General features: G+C 57.4%; 11 protein-coding genes. 6 read left to right on the plus strand and 5 right to left on the minus strand.

From position 1 onward, the window contains the following. Nucleotides 1–187: 187 nt before the first annotated feature. Entirely contained in the window at nucleotides 188–997 is an 810-nt protein-coding gene (locus RSSM_RS00950) for an SDR family NAD(P)-dependent oxidoreductase (RefSeq protein ID WP_044300437.1), read from the plus strand. A gap of 265 nt (nucleotides 998–1,262) precedes the next feature. Here RSSM_RS00950 and hflC read toward each other — a convergent pair whose 3' ends face one another. Further along, on the minus strand, nucleotides 1,263–2,228 hold the full coding sequence (gene hflC, locus RSSM_RS00955; protein ID WP_008673482.1) for a protease modulator HflC: 966 nt from the start codon (nucleotides 2,226–2,228) through the stop codon (nucleotides 1,263–1,265). Between the two features lie 5 nt (nucleotides 2,229–2,233). Next, nucleotides 2,234–3,214 carry an FtsH protease activity modulator HflK gene (gene hflK, locus RSSM_RS00960; protein ID WP_008673485.1) on the minus strand — a complete coding sequence of 327 codons (981 nt, stop codon included), beginning with the start codon at nucleotides 3,212–3,214 and terminating at the stop codon, nucleotides 2,234–2,236. Nucleotides 3,215–3,794: 580 nt separating this feature from the next. Here hflK and RSSM_RS00965 point away from each other — a divergent pair. From RSSM_RS00965 to RSSM_RS00985, 5 genes are all read left to right on the plus strand, one after another. Continuing rightward, complete coding sequence (locus tag RSSM_RS00965) at nucleotides 3,795–5,009, plus strand: efflux RND transporter periplasmic adaptor subunit (RefSeq protein ID WP_008673489.1); 1,215 nt, start codon at nucleotides 3,795–3,797, stop codon at nucleotides 5,007–5,009. Then, nucleotides 5,006–6,583 (plus strand): efflux RND transporter permease subunit, encoded by a 1,578-nt coding sequence (locus RSSM_RS35135; RefSeq protein WP_008673491.1) that lies wholly within the window; start codon nucleotides 5,006–5,008, stop codon nucleotides 6,581–6,583. Before RSSM_RS00965 ends, RSSM_RS35135 begins: the two co-directional genes overlap by 4 nt. Continuing rightward, on the plus strand, nucleotides 6,574–8,193 hold the full coding sequence (locus tag RSSM_RS35140; RefSeq protein WP_261340241.1) for an efflux RND transporter permease subunit: 1,620 nt from the start codon (nucleotides 6,574–6,576) through the stop codon (nucleotides 8,191–8,193). Before RSSM_RS35135 ends, RSSM_RS35140 begins: the two co-directional genes overlap by 10 nt. A 530-nt stretch (nucleotides 8,194–8,723) precedes the next feature. After that, nucleotides 8,724–12,302 (plus strand): pyruvate:ferredoxin (flavodoxin) oxidoreductase, encoded by a 3,579-nt coding sequence (gene nifJ / locus RSSM_RS00980; RefSeq protein ID WP_008673498.1) that lies wholly within the window; start codon nucleotides 8,724–8,726, stop codon nucleotides 12,300–12,302. Further along, nucleotides 12,302–13,309 carry a dihydroorotate dehydrogenase-like protein gene (locus tag RSSM_RS00985; protein ID WP_008673499.1) on the plus strand — a complete coding sequence of 336 codons (1,008 nt, stop codon included), beginning with the start codon at nucleotides 12,302–12,304 and terminating at the stop codon, nucleotides 13,307–13,309. The genes nifJ and RSSM_RS00985 overlap by 1 nt, the downstream gene beginning before the upstream one ends. A gap of 57 nt (nucleotides 13,310–13,366) precedes the next feature. On the opposite strand, the gene trxC is transcribed toward RSSM_RS00985, so the two are convergent. The 3 genes from trxC to RSSM_RS01000 form a co-directional block, all read right to left on the minus strand. Then, nucleotides 13,367–13,783: a thioredoxin TrxC gene (gene trxC, locus RSSM_RS00990; RefSeq protein ID WP_044300440.1), complete on the minus strand. Its 417-nt coding sequence runs from the start codon at nucleotides 13,781–13,783 to the stop codon at nucleotides 13,367–13,369. A 228-nt stretch (nucleotides 13,784–14,011) separates the two neighbouring features. Continuing rightward, a complete protein-coding gene (locus tag RSSM_RS00995) occupies nucleotides 14,012–14,545 on the minus strand; it encodes a hypothetical protein (RefSeq protein ID WP_044300441.1) in 534 nt (177 codons plus the stop codon). A 249-nt stretch (nucleotides 14,546–14,794) separates the two neighbouring features. Further along, nucleotides 14,795–17,211, minus strand: a 2,417-nt coding sequence (locus RSSM_RS01000) for an FtsX-like permease family protein (RefSeq protein ID WP_144059473.1), incomplete at its 5' end; no start/stop codon positions are given.

Below are 17,211 nucleotides of genomic sequence, written 5' to 3' on the forward strand. Positions count from 1 at the left end.
ATTCGAAACACCTTCAAGATTTCGTTGCCGCGACCGAGGGTGCGTTGGAAGAGTTGAAGATCCACGAGATGACGTTGGTTGAATGATCCGACCTCGCCGTCACCGTCCGGGTGAGTGTGACGCGTGAGACGTGATTCAATCGCAGACACCTTTCATTCGAAATACCTCGTTTTTGAAAGCAGAAATTATGTCGAAAACGATATTGATCACCGGTGCCACCTCAGGAATCGGACTCGAGACGGCGAAGAAATTGTTGCATCTCGGTCACCATGTCATTGTCCATGGTCGCAGCGACGAGAAGTTGGCTGACGCGGTGACGCAGATGAAAACGTCGAGTGGATCGGATCGCGTGGATACGGTTTCTGCGGATCTGTCGAACCTCGAACAAGTCAATGCGATGGCGACGGCGGTCATCGAGCGGCATTCGCGGCTCGATGTGTTGATCAACAACGCCGGTGTGTTCAACGCCAGCGACCCGATCACCGGCGACGGGATTGATGTGCGATTTGCGGTGAACGTGATCGCGCCGTACTTGTTAACGCGACGGTTATTGCCATCGCTCGGCGAGTCGGGGCGCGTTGTAAATTTGTCGTCGGCCGCACAGGCGCCGGTGAACTTGAACGCGTTGACCGACATGGTTCAGCTAAGCGACAACGCTGCGTACGCACAAAGCAAACTCGCGCTGACGATGTGGACGAGTGCGTTGGCTGAGGAACTCGGCCCCGAGGGACCGGTTGTCGTCGCAGTGAACCCGGCGTCTTTGTTGGCGACGAAGATGGTCAACGAAGCGTTCGGCGTCCCGGGCAGCGACGTGCAAAAAGGTGTCGATATCTTGGTGCGTGCCTCATTGAGTGATGAGTTCAACGCCGCGTCTGGCAAGTACTTCGACAACGATCGCGGTCATTTCAGCGACCCGCACGCGGATGCGTTGGATGCTTCGCTAAACCGCGAAGTGATTAAGAGAATGGACGAGTTTTTGTCGACTCACGTTGGGTAGAACGTTGTGATGTGTCGGATCCCTGTAGTCGGATTCGTTGGAATTCAGGCGACCGAAGTCTGGCGGCATCGGTTACGTCATTTTTCGGGGCGTTGTTGGTCTCGGTCTTGGAAAGACCGAGCTACGTGGTTGTCTCGACATCCAACGGCCCAAAGGGGCATTCGTTTTCCTCGTCCAGGTCGGCGGCCTTGGACCACAGGCCCCGCAAAGAAACGGAAGGACCAACGGTCCGGCAATTTGCCTCCATGGAAAACAACCCTCCCAATCACTTCGTGGGCGGGTCGACACGTTTTAGGAATTTGAAGATGTCGCTGTCGGTCGTCATGATCAGCGTGCTGTCGCCACCGAGCATTTCTTGGTACGTCTCCATGGTTTTGATGAAGGCGTAAAAGTCGGCTGACTCTTCGCTTTGGTTGTACGCGTTGGCGTAGATCTCGGTCGCTTTCGCGTCGGCGGCACCTTGGATTTCTTGGACTCGTTTGTAGGCTTCCGATTCAATCTTCAGGAGGTCGCGTTCTTTGCGCCCGATGATCTTTGCCGCTTCGCCCTCCCCTTCGGAGCGGAAGCGTTCGGCGATTTGTTGACGTTCGCTGATCATCCGGTCGTAGATGCGTTGTTGGACGCTCTCGTTGTAGTTGATCCGTTTGAAACGCACGTCGAGCAGTTCGATCCCGAAATCGGTGAGTTTGGCTGCGGCCATGTCGAAAATCTCGTTTTCGATCTTCGCCCGACCCTTGGTGATCGGATAAAGAATCCCGACGCTGCCGGGGGCATCGACGAGAACCGCGTCACGAACCGGCTCACGGTCTTTCGTGGTACGGATGACTTCGATCAATTTATGTTTGGCGATCGCGTTGCGGGTTTCGCTGCCGAGAATATCGTCGAGGCGGGATTGCGCGCTGCGTTCATCACGAAGCCGCAGGAAGAACTGCTTGGCGTCGTTGATTCGCCATCGACCGAACGTGTCGACGACGATGTACGTTTTGTCTTTGGTGGGCATCTCGTTCGGACGGCCATCCCATTCGAGAACGCGTTTCTCGATGCTGGTGACCTCTTGGACGAACGGTGTTTTGAAGTGCAAGCCCGAATCGCTGATGGGATCGCCGACCGGTTTACCGAACTGTGTAATGATGACCTGTTCGGTCTCATTGACGGTGTAGGCAGAGTTGTAAAGCAGGAATGCTGCGAGCACGCCCGCGACGATCAGAATGGGGGTGGGTAAGTTTTTCATGATGTCTATTTCGAAGCGGCCGCGGACAATTGCAACATGGGAAGTAGTTGGCTAGCGTCATCGTCGAGGATGACTTTCTTGCCGAGGTTAGGGACGATTTGACGCATCGTTTCGATGTAGATGCGTTGCTTGGTGACCTTCGGTGCTTTGAGGTATTCTGTGAAGACGGCGTTGAACCGGGCGACATCCCCCTCGGCCTCGTTGACACGTTTGAGAGCGTATCCTTCGGCGCCTTGAATCATCTGTTCGGCCTCACCGCTCGCTCGCGGGACGACCTTGTTGTATTCGCCGTTTGCGACGTTGATGAGTTGTTCGCGTTCCTGTTGAGCTTGGTTGACTTCGTTGAACGATCGCTGGACGGCTTGCGGCGGGTTGACGTTTTTGAGCTGCACCTGATCGATGCTCAGCCCGAGTTCGAATTTGTCGACGAGAGCTTGTAGTTGTAGAAGCGCGTTGGCTTCGATCTCTTGACGACCGACCGTGATGACTTCGTCGACGGTGCGATCGCCGACGACGGTTCGCATCACCGACTCGGAAATGTCACGCAGCGTGCTGTCCGGGTTTCGGACCTTGAACAGGTACGCCTCGGGCTCACGAATTCGATACTGGATGATCCATTCGACCGTAGCGGCGTTGAGGTCACCGGTGACCATTCCGCGTTCGAGTTTTTGCTCCGACGAGAACTGGTTCGGATTGGTGGCTCCGGCGGTGGAAAAACCAAACTCTTGTTTAAGTTGGCGTTTGACCGGCACCATTTGAACTTCTTCGATTCCAAAGGGCAGTTTGAATCGCAGACCGGGTTCGGCGTTTCGAACGTATTTTCCAAATCGCAGCACAACTCCTTCGGATTCGGCCTGCACGGTGTAAACGCACGTGAACGCGGCAAACACGAGCAGCAGCACGGGGATGATCCAGAGAATCGGTAGGCGTTTGAGATCCACGCGTCGTAGATCAATGTCTCGCCAATCGTCAGGGTCAAATTTCATAAGGTTTCGAGTTCGTTTGGGGGACGTCCGGTTTTCCGGATGATTCGGTTCGGAGTGGTCGCGTCGGAGTAAATCTGTGTGGCCGTATCGGAGTGAATAATGTCACTGAGGTGAGTGATATCACTGAGCGATTGCCTATTGGTACGATCTGGGGAAGTATAGGTTGCTTTGCCGTGAGAAATCGTTTGGTGTGCAGTTCGGGGGCGAAACGGGAGGATTCGGTCGTTGGTGCCGTCCGCTCGCGTGGCTTCGTCGTGGGAAGTTCTTTAAAAGGATGGCTCGTGCGAGTCCGCTTAGTGAGTTCGGCTCACAAGCAAACAGGCGAAGATTTGGGGCTGATCGGGCGCGTTTCAGGAGGGAAATTCTTGGAAGGTTGTGATTATTAGATATGACCTGTTTTCGGTAATGTTGTCTTTGACAGCCTGACTGCGGTTTACGGTCGCAACCGTTGTAACGGATGTTCGCAAATGTCAGGCCTTTTGACTTCAACCTGCTTTACAGTCATACTGTTCACCCCGCCCACCATCCCCCCTTCCTGCCCACCATCCGCCGACGCGCAGTGCAGTTGGCGTGCAAGCTCATGAAATTCCTGGCCCACGTTCTCGCCCGAGTACTCTTGCCTGTCGCCATCCTCGCGGCGGGCGGATACGGCTACGCTGTGCTTTCGGTGCAGCCCGAGCCCGAGGCGATTGAACCGCCTCCCGAACAAGTCTTGCGAAGCCGCGCGAGTTCACTGAGTGTTTGTGACTACCCGGTTCGGATTGAAACGCATGGCGTTGTCGGGGCACACAATCAGGTCACGTTGAGCGCCGAGGTGACCGGCGTGATCCGGTCGACCGAATCGGCGTTCGAAGCCGGTGCGTTCTTCGAGAAAGGCGAACTGCTGCTCGAGATCGATAATCGTGACTACCGCACTGCGTTGAAAGTCGCCCAGGAGCAACACGAACTCGCGAAGGCGAATCTGAAGATCGCTCAAAACGCCCACAGCCGGATGCAGGAACTCGCACGTCAACGAAGTGCCTCGACGTCGGAGGTCGATGGCACGTTCGCGTCGCTCGTGCAGGCTGAGTCGGAAGTGGAGATCACCGCGTCATCGATCGAAATTGCACAGCGAAATCTGGAGAAGACTCGAATCTACGCCCCATTTGACGGACGCGTGGTCAGCAAAACCGTCGGCGTTGGGCAATTGGTGAGTGCCGGCACCACGCTCGGCGAGGTGTTCGCGGTCGACTTCGCCGAAGTGCGTCTACCGATCTCGAGCCGTGACCTGCGGCATTTGGAACTGCCTGAGATGGAGGGCGACCCGGCGGTGGATGTGGAACTGCGTGACGCGATCGACTCCACCCGAGGCGCGGTTTGGCGGGGCAAGATTGTTCGGACCGAGGGAACGCTCGACGCCGACTCGTTGGAATTGTTCGCGATCGCTCGCGTGGAAGATCCTTTTGGATTGCGAACCGAAAATCCGGTACTGCGGATCGGCCAACCGGTAACGGCAACGATCTACGGCGAAACGCTACACGACATTGTGGTGATTCCTCGCAAGGCAGTACGCCGGTTGGATCAGGTTTATCTGATCGACGAAGACAAACTCACACTGCGTTCGCTGACGATCGATCCGTTGTGGTCGGACTCGCAGAACGTGGTCGTTTCGGGGCACTCCATTTTGGACAATGAATTGCTCGCGACGACGATGCTGGTGTACGCACCGGAAGGCAGCCCGGTTGAGATCATACCGGAGGAACGGCCCGCGTCGTCCTTAGCCGGCGAGCCACCTGAATTGGATACAACGCCGTGATCCGCTGGTTTACGGAAAACGGAATCGCAGCCAACTTTCTGATGTTGGCGATCGTCGTTGCGGGTGGGTATGTGGCCGTCAACCACGTTCCGCTCGAGGTCACGCCGGCGCTCAGCTGGAACACGGTGATGATCCAGATGGATTATCGCGGTGGGACGGCGAAGGATGTCGAACGTGCGATCTTGATCCCGGTCGAGGCCGCACTCGAGGGAGTCGAAGGTATCGATGAGTTGAATGCGGATGCCTATCGTGGCGGTGCCAAGTTCATGTTGCGGGCGAGCCGCGGGACAGACCTGCGCGACTTGATGGATGACGTCAAGGCGCGGATCGATACGATCACGACGTTCCCCGATGAGACCGAACCGCCGCGGGTGTTCATCCCCGAGTCGGCGAACTTTTTCGACATTCTTCAAATCGCGGTGATGGGTGAACTGTCGCCGCATGAGATGCGCCGCGTTGCACGGCGGGTGCAGCAGGACCTGTTGGAAATGCCCGGAATCAGCCGCGTGGATATTCGCGGCGAACAGGTCTCGGAAGTCTCCATCGAAGCCAACGTTGAAAAGCTGCTCGCATACAATCTGAGTTTCCAAGAACTCGCCGACGCGATCCGCGGATTTTCGCTCGACCTTCCCGCCGGGGCGATCGATAGCGACAGCGGCACGTTCATCGTCCGGACCAAAGGACAGGCCTACACGGAAGCTGAATTCGAAGACATCCCGATCCGTTCGGCAGCCGGCGCGGAGGTTCGTTTGGGCGAGGTGGCGACGATCCGTGATGGTTTCGTCGAGGGCGAGCAAAAGATGCTCTTCAATGGAAAGCCGGCGTTGTTCGTCCCCGTGATGCGGGTCGGCGACGAGAGCGCCCTGGGGATCAGCAACCAAGTTCGCGAGTACATTCGCACCGCCCGGACACGGTTCCCGGAAGGGATCGAGCTAGAAATTTGGGACGACGAGTCGCTCGCGATTCGGCATCGGTTGAGCACGCTGGGGTGGTCGCTGCTGCAGGGCGGATTCTTTGTGCTGTTGATTCTCGGTCTGTTCATCCGCCCGACCTTGGCGTTTTGGATCGTGATCGGAATCCCCGTCAGTTTTGCTGGTGCGGCCCTATTCATGCCGTGGTTCGATTTGACCGCCAACGTCATGAGCCTGTTCGGGTTCATTATCGTGACAGGCATTGTTGTCGATGACGCGATCGTAACCGGCGAGAATGTCTATTCGAAGATCATGGACGGATTGGATCCTCTCGAAGCGGCGGTTGAGGGGACGAAGGAAGTCGCAACGCCGGTGACGTTCGGCGCGCTGACGACCATGGTGGCGTTCCTGCCGTTGATGTTTTTTGACGGCCAGTGGGGCGATTACGCCAGGCAGGTTCCGCCGGTGGTTGCTCCTGTTTTGTTGTTCTCGCTCGTTGAGTCAAAACTGATCCTGCCGGCTCACCTGAAGCATATTCGTCGAGCGAGCGGGAAGGGGGGGTCGCCCGATTCCAATCCGGCGTCGCATCTGCTCTCGAAAAATTCATCGCGGTTGTCTATCAACCGACCCTGCAGTTTGCGGTTCGAAATCGCTTGTCCGTGATCGCGGGGTTCTGTGCACTGGCGCTGTTGATGGCGGGATACTGCGCCGGCGGGCGGATGGGGTTTGTCGCGTTCCCGTCTGTCGACAACACCATGATCAGCGCGCAGTTGGACCTGCCTGATGACACACCGATCGAGATTACCGAGAAATACGTCGATCGGATCAACGACGCGTTGGATCAACTGAAAGAGGAATTTGTCGATCCGGGAACCGGCGAGTCGATGGTTCAGAACATCGTTCGAGTGACGGGGGCAAAGCGACCGGGATCGCATTACGACAAATCACGCGGGTATGTGGCGTTTGAAGTTTTGCCACCGGAGAAACGCAGCGTTCCCGGGCCGAAGAACACTGACCTGGCGACCCGTTGGAGTGAATTGGTTGGTGAGATTCCCGAGGCTCGGCGTTTTCAAACACGTTCGGAGTCTTCACTCGTACGAGACAAAGAGTTCTCCGACGAAGACCTGAACATCGAACTGCGTGGACCAACGTCGCCGGAAAAACTGCAAGTTGCTCGTGATATCAAAGCGTTGCTCGATGGGTACGGCGAACTGAAGGATCAGTGGGCAAAGGTCACGTTAGGACAAGACGAGATCGAGCTGAGTTTGAAGCCGAGGGCCGCGGAACTGGGGCTCACGCAGTCGACCCTGGCGAGCCAGATCCGGCAAGCGTTCTTCGGTGAGGAGGCTCAGCGGCTGCAGCGTGGCGTGGATGACATTCGCGTCATGGTTCGGCTGCCACAGGAAGCCCGGCAATCGTTGCATACCTTGGATCGTTTGAAGATCCGTACGCCACGTGGCGCGGAGGTGCCGCTCGATACGGTTGCGAGTATCAATCTCGTCAAAGCCCCATCGTCGGTGGAACGCAACGATCGCGCCGAGATCATCCGTCTCGGCGCCCAACCGGTCGATGAAGCGGTTGATGTGATCGGTATCGCGAAAGAACTCGCGCCTCAGATCGATGCGATGTGCAAAGAGCACGACTTGTCGTTTCAGTTTCAGGGATATGTTGCCGAAGCGGAGGAGACTCGCCGGCAAACCATCATCGGTGCCACGTTGCTGATGTTGACGTTGTACGGTTTGTTAGCCATCGCGTTGAAATCGTTGACTCAGCCGATCTACGTCTTGCTCGCGGTTCCGTTCGCCATTGTCGGCGCGTTGGTCGGACACATTTGGCTCGATTTGACTCCCTCGTATCTGTCAATTTTCGGGATGCTGGCGTTGGCGGGAATTGCGGTCAACGACACGCTCGTGATGGTGGACTTCATCAACCGCCGGCGAGCATCGGGCGTTTCTTTGATGGACGCGGCGTTGGAAGCCGGCGGGCGACGGTTCCGTCCGATCTTTTTGACATCGATTACGACCTTCGTCGGTTTGTTGCCGTTGATGTTGGATGAGTCGATTCAGGCTCAATTCTTGATCCCGATGGCGGTCTCACTCGCGTTCGGTGTGCTCTTTGCCACCGCGATCACGCTCTACATGGTCCCGTGTGCGGTGCTGGTCGGCGCGGACTTGTTTGAGGCGACGAAGTCACTCGGTCGCTGGTACTGGACTCCGCTGTCGAGAATGCTGCGAGGGTCCGAACGCATCGGGCAAACGCAAAAGTCGAGCTAACGTGAACGCACGTTGAGGACAGCGACCATCGCGTGGTTGCTTCATGCGTCTTCGGTGTCAGGACAACTGCTTTGCTCGCACTCTCTTACGGGATTCACCTCGGCGGGTGTGCTAATTTGCACGCTTGGATGTGCCGTCGATTTCTTTGCGGCGGTTCTTTCTTACATGCGGACGAGCGTGATTGATCGCTTATACGCGATCTTCCGTGGCGGTTTTGACGAGCGTGGATGCGGCGAATCGACTCATTCGTGAGATCGACGGAATGCGAGTTGCATCCGATCGCGACGAGTGTGCGGTGGGCATTTTGCACAGGCCGCACGCATGGCAACATGTTGTATTTGCAGGTGCCGCGACAACTCGTCTCGGGGTGTAGGCAGCACCATTGTGGCGCGTCACGATTTCCTCGTTGAGTCGAGGTGAGAGGACCGTCGCATTCGATTTTCCATACGAATGCGGCGATCGGGCATCGCGGTGTGATCGGCCGGCAAGTACCCAGTGCTTTTCCATCCCCAGCAGAAGGAACACGTACGATGAATGGCCGATTTGCAATGATGGACGGCAACGAGGCCGCGGCACGGATTGCCCACGCCACCAATGAGGTGATCGCGATCTATCCGATCACGCCCGCATCGCCGATGGGTGAACTGTCGGATGCATGGTCGGCGGCGAAGAAGAAAAACATCTTTGGGATCGTGCCCGAAGTGATCGAGATGCAGAGCGAAGGCGGTGCCGCCGGAGCCGTTCACGGGTCGCTGCAGACGGGAGCGTTGACGACGACGTTCACTGCGTCGCAGGGATTGTTGCTGATGATCCCCAACATGTTCAAAATCGCGGGCGAGCTAACACCGACCGTGTTTCATATCGCCGCCCGGTCGCTCGCGACGCATGCGTTGTCCATTTTCGGTGACCACAGCGACGTGATGTCAGCACGCTCGACCGGTTGGACCATGCTGGCGTCCGACAGCGTGCAAGAAGCCCATGACATGGCTTTGATCGCTCACTCGGCGACTTTGGAAACACGCATTCCGATTCTGCACTTCTTTGACGGTTTTCGAACCTCCCACGAAGTCAACAAGATCGAGTTGATCGATGACGAGGTGATCCGCTCGATGATCAACATCGATCGGGTGAGGGAGCACCGGGAACGCTGCCTCGACCCAGAACGGCCCGTGCTGCGGGGAACGGCGCAAAACCCCGACGTGTTCTTCCAAGCTCGTGAGGCGATCAATCCGTTCTATCAACGCTGTCCTGATATCGTCCAGCAAACAATGGACGTATTTGCGGAGAAGACGGGGCGCCAGTACCACCTTTTCGACTACGTCGGTGCCCCGGATGCGGAGCGTGTGATCGTGATGATGGGTTCCGGTTGCGGCGCGGTGGAGGAAACCGCGGCGCAGATGACCGAAGCCGGCGAAAAAGTCGGGTTGTTGAAAGTGCGGCTGTTCCGTCCCTTTGCGACGAGTGCGTTTCTAAACGCATTGCCGGAAACGACCCAGCAAATCGCTGTTCTCGATCGCACCAAAGAACCCGGGGCGATCGCCGAACCGCTGCACCAAGACGTCTCGATGGCGCTAACGGAGTCGTGGAGAGAGGCGTATCCGCAGCGAAGCATGCCGCGTGTTATCGGCGGGCGCTACGGTTTGTCGTCGAAAGAGTTTACTCCCGCGATGGCAAAGTCCGTCTTTGATGAACTCAGCCAGGATGATGCGAAACGACGCTTCACGGTTGGCATCTATGACGATGTCACGCGTTTGAGCCTTTCCTGGGACGATGCGTACTCGACCGAACCGGACGATGTGACTCGGGCGGTCTTCTACGGCCTCGGCAGCGACGGGACGGTTAGCGCGAACAAGAGTTCGGTGAAGATTATTGGTGAGATGACGCCGATGTACGCGCAGGGGTACTTCGTCTACGACTCGAAGAAGTCGGGTTCGATGACCGTGAGCCATTTGCGGTTCGGTCCGCGGCCGATTCACTCGACCTATCTGGTCAGCCGCGCGAATTTTGTTGCGTGTCATCAATTCCAGTTTCTGCAGAAGGTGGACGTACTCGAAACCGCCGAGCCCGGTGGCACGTTTTTGCTTAACAGCCCGTATCCGGCGGATCAGGTGTGGTCGAAGCTGCCCGAAGAAATGCAGCGAGAAATCATCGACAAGGGGCTGCGTCTCTATGTGGTGGATGCGTTGTCGGTCGCGCAAGAGTGTGGTTTGGGGACACGCATCAATACCGTCATGCAAGCCTGCTTCTTTGCGTTGACTGGGATTCTTCCCCGCGAAGACGCAATACGAAATATCAAGGCGATGATCGAGAAGTCCTACGGCAAAGCGGGCCGTGCGGTCATCGAGAAGAACTTCGTCGCTGTCGAAAAAGCGTTCGACGCGTCGGTCGCGGTGAAGGTGCCACAAACCGTTGACGCAACCGTGCGCCGCGAAGCACCGTTCTCTGAAACGAGTCCGGATTTTGTCAAACGGGTGACGTCGATGATGATCGCCGGCAAAGGTGATTTGCTGCCGGTGAGTGCGCTACCCGTCGACGGCACGTTCCCCACGGCCACATCGCAGTACGAGAAACGCAGCATCGCGCATGAGATCCCGATTTGGGACCCCGATATCTGTACTCAGTGTGGGTTGTGTTCGATGGTATGTCCGCACGCCGCGATCCGCACGAAGGCGTATCCCGAGTCGGCAGTCAACGGAGTGCCCGATGGATTCCGGTCGCTTCCGTGGAAAGGGAAAGAACTCGGTGATCATTTGCTGACGATTCAGGTTGCACCGGATGACTGCACGGGATGTGGCGTGTGTGTGGATGTCTGCCCGGCCAAGAGCAAAGAGGTGGTCCGGCACAAGGCGATCAACATGGAACCGAAGACGGATCATTTGAAGGTTGAACGAGAGAGCTACGACTACTTCCGCCAATTGCCCGAAACGGATCGGAGGGCGGTGAAAGTGGATTCGATCAAAGGCGCGCAGTTGCTGCTTCCGCTCTTCGAATTCTCCGGTGCATGTTCGGGTTGCGGAGAAACGCCGTACCTCAAATTGCTGACTCAGTTGTTCGGGGATCGCATCGTGGTCGCAAACGCGACGGGGTGCTCCTCGATCTACGGTGGGAATTTGCCAACGACGCCTTGGGCGGTTGACGATTGCGGCCGTGGCCCCGCGTGGAATAATTCACTGTTTGAAGACAACGCCGAGTTCGGGCTCGGGATGCGGTTGGCGATCGATCAAAAAGAAGCGGCCGCTCGCGAGCTGCTCAAACGAATGGCTCCCGCGGTTGGCGATCAACTCGTCGATGAACTTTTGAGTTTGAAGGAAACCGACGAGGCAGCGATTGCCGGGCAACGCGAACGTGTGGCGACGTTGAAGCGGATGCTGCAAAAGGACTCTTCACCGGAAGCGGTCTTGTTGACAACGCTCGCCGATGTGTTGGTTCCGCGGAGCGTTTGGATCATCGGTGGAGACGGATGGGCCTACGATATCGGTTTCGGCGGTCTCGATCATGTGCTCGCGTCGGATCGCAATGTGAACATTCTCGTTCTCGATACCGAGGTGTATTCCAACACGGGCGGTCAAGCGTCGAAGGCGACTCCACGTGCCGCGGTTGCGAAGTTTGCGGCGAGCGGCAAATCGATCGGCCGGAAGGATCTCGGGATGCTCGCGGTCGCGTACGGAAACGTGTTCGTCGCGCAGATCGCGATGGGGGCCCAGCCGATGCAGACGCTCAAAGCAATCCGCGAAGCCGAGTCGTACCAGGGACCGTCGCTGATCCTTGCGTACAGTCCGTGCATCGCGCACGGGATCGATATGTCGAAGTCGATGACGCATCAGAAAGATCTCGTCCGTTCGGGGTTCTGGCCGTTGTATCGCTACGATCCCCGTATGGCCCACGACCACGGGCACCCGTTCCACCTGGACAGTCGAAAACCGTCGGTTTCGTTCAAAGAGATCGCGATGCGGGAAGCTCGCTTTGCGATGTTGACACGGACAAATCCGGAACGTGCGAGCCAACTGTTTGATCTGGCACAACGTGAGATTGACGACCGATGGCAATTCTATGAACAGATGGCTGGCGTCGAACGCGAAGCTATCGCATCCGATGAGGCGGTACTGTAATGAGTGTCAATTTGGGGACCCGTTATCTCGGGATGTCGTTGAAGAATCCCTTGGTAGTGTCGGCCTGTCCTTTGACGGGTAATCTTGATTCGTTGAAACGACTCGAAGACGCCGGAGCGGCCGCTGCGGTCTTGCCTTCGTTGTTTGAGGAACAGATCGAACATCTCGATTGCCAATTGTCGGAGCTGTACGACTTCAACGCGAATTCGAGTCCGGAATCGCAGAGCTATTTTCCGGAGATGGAGTCGTACAACACCGGACCGGACGGCTATCTGGCCCATCTGCGAGCGGCCAAGGAAGCGGTCGATATTCCGATCATCGCTAGTCTCAACGGAACGACCGCGGGTGGTTGGACGCGGTACGCGAAGATGATCGAGGACGCCGGTGCGGATGTGCTTGAATTAAACATCTACATCGTTCCGACGCAGCGAGATTTATCCGGGCAAAATGTCGAGAAACAATATCTCGATCTTGTCCGTTCGGTTCGTTCAACCATTTCGATCCCGTTGTCAGTCAAGGTTGGTGACGTGTTCAGTTCTCCGGCGGACATGGCGGTACGGCTGACCGAGGCCGGTGCGAACGGATTGGTTTTGTTCAATCGATATCTCGAGCCCGACATTGATTTGGAGACGCTCGAGGTAGTTCCGAAGTTGGTTCTCAGCACAGAGCAAAAAGATCGCCTGCCCATCCGGTGGATCGCCGTCCTGCGGAATCGCGTGATTGCTTCGTTGGCGGCCAACACTGGCATCCACGATCGCGACGACGTCCTCAAAGTTCTGTTTGCCGGGGCGGATGTGGCCATGATGGCATCGGTACTATTGAAGAATGGCCCGGAATACCTCAGCGTGATCCTGTCGGGATTGGAAGAATGGCTCCAGGAGCGTCAGTACTGTTCAGTCGCGCAGATGAAGGGAAGCGTCAGTCAATTCAACTGTGTCGATCCATCGGCGTACGAGCGTGCCAACTACACGCGTGCACTCGTTTCGTATCGTACGGAAGTGAGCTAAAAACATCGACCAACGCCGACGCGTTGATGAGATTGCGGCGCGTCGTCGGGGCGATCGTTATTGCAAAGCGAATTGGCTGATTCCTGATGCGTCGAGCATGCCCGAATGCCGGTTTGCTTCCCTGCCTCCCCGAAAAAGGATGATCGTCGGGATGCCAGTGATCGCGAATTGCGATGCCACCGACGGGTTGTCCTCGGTATTGAGTTTCGCAAAGATCGCGTGGGGTGACGCGTTAAAGGCCGCCTGCTTAAACGCTGGGGCCATCATACGACACGGTCCGCACCACGGGGCCCAAAAGTCGACCAGAATGGGCGTGTCGGTTTTGCTAATAAATCGTGAGAATGACGAATCCGTCAGCTCAACGGGAGATTCGGGGAGCAATGACGTTTTGCATTTCCCGCAAACTGGTTTGTCGCCGAGTCGTTCCCTCGGGACACGATTGAGTGCACCGCACTGAGAGCGAACAATGTTCATGAACGAGTTCTTACCGAAGGTTGAGGAGGAAGCGTGGGCGCGTCACTGTCACTGATGCTGGAGCGTTTTGGAATTTGGCGTAATGAATCTCAAAGGTAATTTCTCCCTCGCCGTTTTTTCGGGCATCCGGTAGTGGATCTTGTTAAAGATCTTGCTGCATGAGGATCTTTAATAAAATCCACTACACGAAGATTGAGCTGACCCAAAATGCGAACACGCGAGCGAAAACTAAGGTCTTGGGGTGTGACGCAGTTTGTTGACTTCGTCCTCTGCTGCATCATCGATTCCGGCGAGAACGAAGGGGAGTTCGATCAGCAACGTAAACAGTAGCAACGCTACCGCCGCAATCGCCACGGTTTCAACTTGGAAATAGAATACCGCGATCACGAAAGTCGCCAACGCAAGTGCGCCGAACACCTTGAGAATCGTCATCAGCTTAACCGCTGTGACGTCGGCGGTAACCTCCGAGTCGCCAATCTGTTTGGTGTCTCCCGCGCGCAGTTCCGTCGCGTCGGTGGTGCTCATCATCGCCCCCGCGACCGCTCGACCGACCATCAAGAGTGGGATCGGGATCACCGCCAAGTACACATAAGCGGGTGCGACGAATAGCAAGACGAGCGATATCACCGAAAACACAATCATCGAAACCCACAACGTCGTTTGAAGGTGTCGCCAAGCGACATGGGCATCGGGTTCTTGGGATAGGCTTGGAGTGCGCGTTGGTTGTTGTGTTTGCGAAGGCACTGTTTGAGGGGCGTTCATGATTCTCTCCCACATGAAATGAGCATTGGGCACTGCAACATATTTTGATGCAACTGCAGTGCCATCATTTCGGAAGTGGCTTCGCCGATACCGAAGATCACCGCAGGATCAGCCCCAGAGTGATTCGGTGTTATCTCGCGATCGAAATGCGGGGTCGCCCCGCACCCGCGAACCTGTGACCGATTCGCACGGTGTGGATCGGTTTGGCTCGGAGTGGTTCGCGAGATCGCTCGGGCGAAACGGAGCCCGCTACTGCAGCGACCGCCCGGCTTGCAGGAGACCGAGTGGTTCGGCGCGACCGGTCTTGATCGCGGGCCAAAGTCCGGCGAGCAGGCAAAGCGTCAGCGTGAGAGCAAACCCGATTCCGAGGTGAGTCCATGGGATGCGGAACGAAGGCGGGCCGGCGAACCATCCGCCGAACTGAGCCATCCCGACACCGCACCAACCGGCAATCAAGCCAAACGAGAGGCTGAGCACGCACGCGGCGACACCGATCAGAATCGATTCCGCGATCACCATACGTGCCAACTGTCCGCGGGTCACGCCGACCGATCGCATGACGCCGAACTCCCACGTTCGTGAACGTACCGATGCGATGATCGTGTTGGCTACCGCGAGCGACATGACCACGAGGGTGATCAGTGGCAGGTAGCTCATTCCCCAGATCATGTCGTCGGCCCGGATCTTGATCGCTTTCTTGACGTTGTCCGTCGTCGTCATGCGAGCGAACGGTCGATACGATTGGACCGCGCCGACGCCCTCCGCGGTAAACGTCTCACCTGATTGCCGCTGAGCGATTTCCTGGAAGCTCGCTTCCACTTCGTCGCGGTTTGCATCAGGTTGAAAGTTGACCCAAAAGAACTCGGTTCGCGGCAGATGAAAGTCTGCTTGAATGTCGGATCGGTTGGCAAAGAGCAATGTTCCGGTTCGCACAAAGTGTCGCCGCACACCGGAAAATTTCGTGACCCACTGCCAACCGGGTAATCGGACAATGCCAGCGATCTCGTACTCGACGCGTTCGTGTTCCGCCGACGGAGGAATGAAGGTGAGTGAATCGCCGATGCCGAGACCGGATGCCATTGCGTAGTCCTCCGCAATCACGCAGCTACCACCGGCGTTCAACGCGTCAATCGTGGAGGAACGTTCGCCTTCGACAAACGTGAGGTTTAAGAACGGTTGCTCATCGCCGAACGCCCGGGCCGGATCGACGCCACAGAGGACGGCGTTGTCGGCGCCGGTCCGCAGGCGGGTTGGTTGTCCCTTTTCACCCCAGTCGACCTTGGCTTGTTCGATCGCGAGCGGCATCACGCCGTCGTTCTGAACGCCATCTACCTCGGAGATCATCGGTTCGTCTTCCTCAGACAGCCCAACGGGATGAAAGGCGACCAACGCGTCGGGAAGCCATTTGCCGGGCGTGAACGGCACCAACATGGAGTACCCCCACGTCTGCGTCGAGGCATAGAGCCCGAGCCCAACCGATAGAGCCAACGTGGCACCGACGGATCGCCACAGATTGCTCGATAGCTGTGTCCGGATCATGCGTGAATCGAGTCGCAGCAAGGCGGTGATGGTCGGTGCGACGTATCGCTCGACGAGCACGACGACTGCTGGTGCGAGCAAGATCATGCCGATCAGCAGCATCGGATAGGTGACGAACGAGTAACACCACTTTCGGGTCGCATCGGACAGCGGCAACGCAAAGACGACCGTCGGCGTCAGGGTCACGAGAGCCAAGCCCACAATGCCCATCGCGGGCCATGATTGCAGACGACGTGTCGACGGGCGTGACGACATTGCGTCGAGAGGTTGGATCCGCATCGCCCTCCACGCAGGAAGAACGGCGGCACCGATGGCGCCGACCATCACGGTGACACCGGTCAACAACACACAGGTCCAACCAAGCACTGCACCGGAGCTGAAGAGGCCCGGCAAAACGCGACTGCCGACGAGCACCATGATCCATCCGGCGAGCAAGCCGCCGAGCCAACCGATGATCGCCAGCAGAAGACTTTCGATCGCAATCATGCTGGCGATCTGAGTTCGCGTCAGTGCGATCGCACGCAGCATAGCGAACTCGCGAACCCGTTCGGTCACGCCCATGCTGAGCGTCGAGAAGATGATGAAGATCGCCGCGAGGGATGCCATCCCGGTGGCCGCCCATGCCTGGGATTGCTGCCCCGATACGTTGCGGGTGGATTCCAAACCGCTGCGGACCGCCGAATAGTCGATCAACTCCATCGGTGGGACTTGGGTGGCGAGCTTCTTTTGCCAAACCTTACGGAACTCATCGATCGTGACCGTGTCACGAATCGCGATCTGAAGCACGTCGGGCTTCACCGAATACCCGTTGATTTGGCTAGCGATCTCCGGTCGGACGTAGATGGCATCGGCCGCAACGCCACGAACAAAACCGCTCGGAAGTCGGATCTTTGTCTCGCCGTCTTGCGGGGAATCCTGTCTGGCCGCGTTGGTTGCATCGCTTTGACCTTGGTCGCCCCGTTGGTCACCGGTCGCCTGGCTAGGGCGGCTGCCCATTTGCGGTCCGCGTCCTGTTGGCCGACCGCGTCCTCGTCCCGACGGGCGACCACCTCCTGGGCCTCCTCCCACTGCGCCTCCTCCTCCTCCTGGGCCTCCTCCTCCTGGGCCTCCTACCAACGACGGGGCCT

It is taken from the genome of Aporhodopirellula sallentina SM41, assembly GCF_000346505.1.
GTDB lineage: Bacteria > Planctomycetota > Planctomycetia > Pirellulales > Pirellulaceae > Rhodopirellula > Rhodopirellula sallentina.

Bases quoted from the DNA above. Each gene is read 5' to 3' on its own strand.
- RSSM_RS00985 (WP_008673499.1), top strand. From the start codon at position 12,302: ATGAGTGTCAATTTGGGGACCCGTTATCTCGGGATGTCGTTGAAGAAT.
- RSSM_RS00965 (WP_008673489.1), top strand. From the start codon at position 3,795: ATGAAATTCCTGGCCCACGTTCTCGCCCGAGTACTCTTGCCTGTCGCC.
- trxC (WP_044300440.1), bottom strand. From the start codon at position 13,783: ATGAACATTGTTCGCTCTCAGTGCGGTGCACTCAATCGTGTCCCGAGG.
- hflC (WP_008673482.1), bottom strand. From the start codon at position 2,228: ATGAAAAACTTACCCACCCCCATTCTGATCGTCGCGGGCGTGCTCGCA.
- RSSM_RS00995 (WP_044300441.1), bottom strand. From the start codon at position 14,545: ATGAACGCCCCTCAAACAGTGCCTTCGCAAACACAACAACCAACGCGC.
- hflK (WP_008673485.1), bottom strand. From the start codon at position 3,214: ATGAAATTTGACCCTGACGATTGGCGAGACATTGATCTACGACGCGTG.
- nifJ (WP_008673498.1), top strand. From the start codon at position 8,724: ATGAATGGCCGATTTGCAATGATGGACGGCAACGAGGCCGCGGCACGG.
- RSSM_RS00950 (WP_044300437.1), top strand. From the start codon at position 188: ATGTCGAAAACGATATTGATCACCGGTGCCACCTCAGGAATCGGACTC.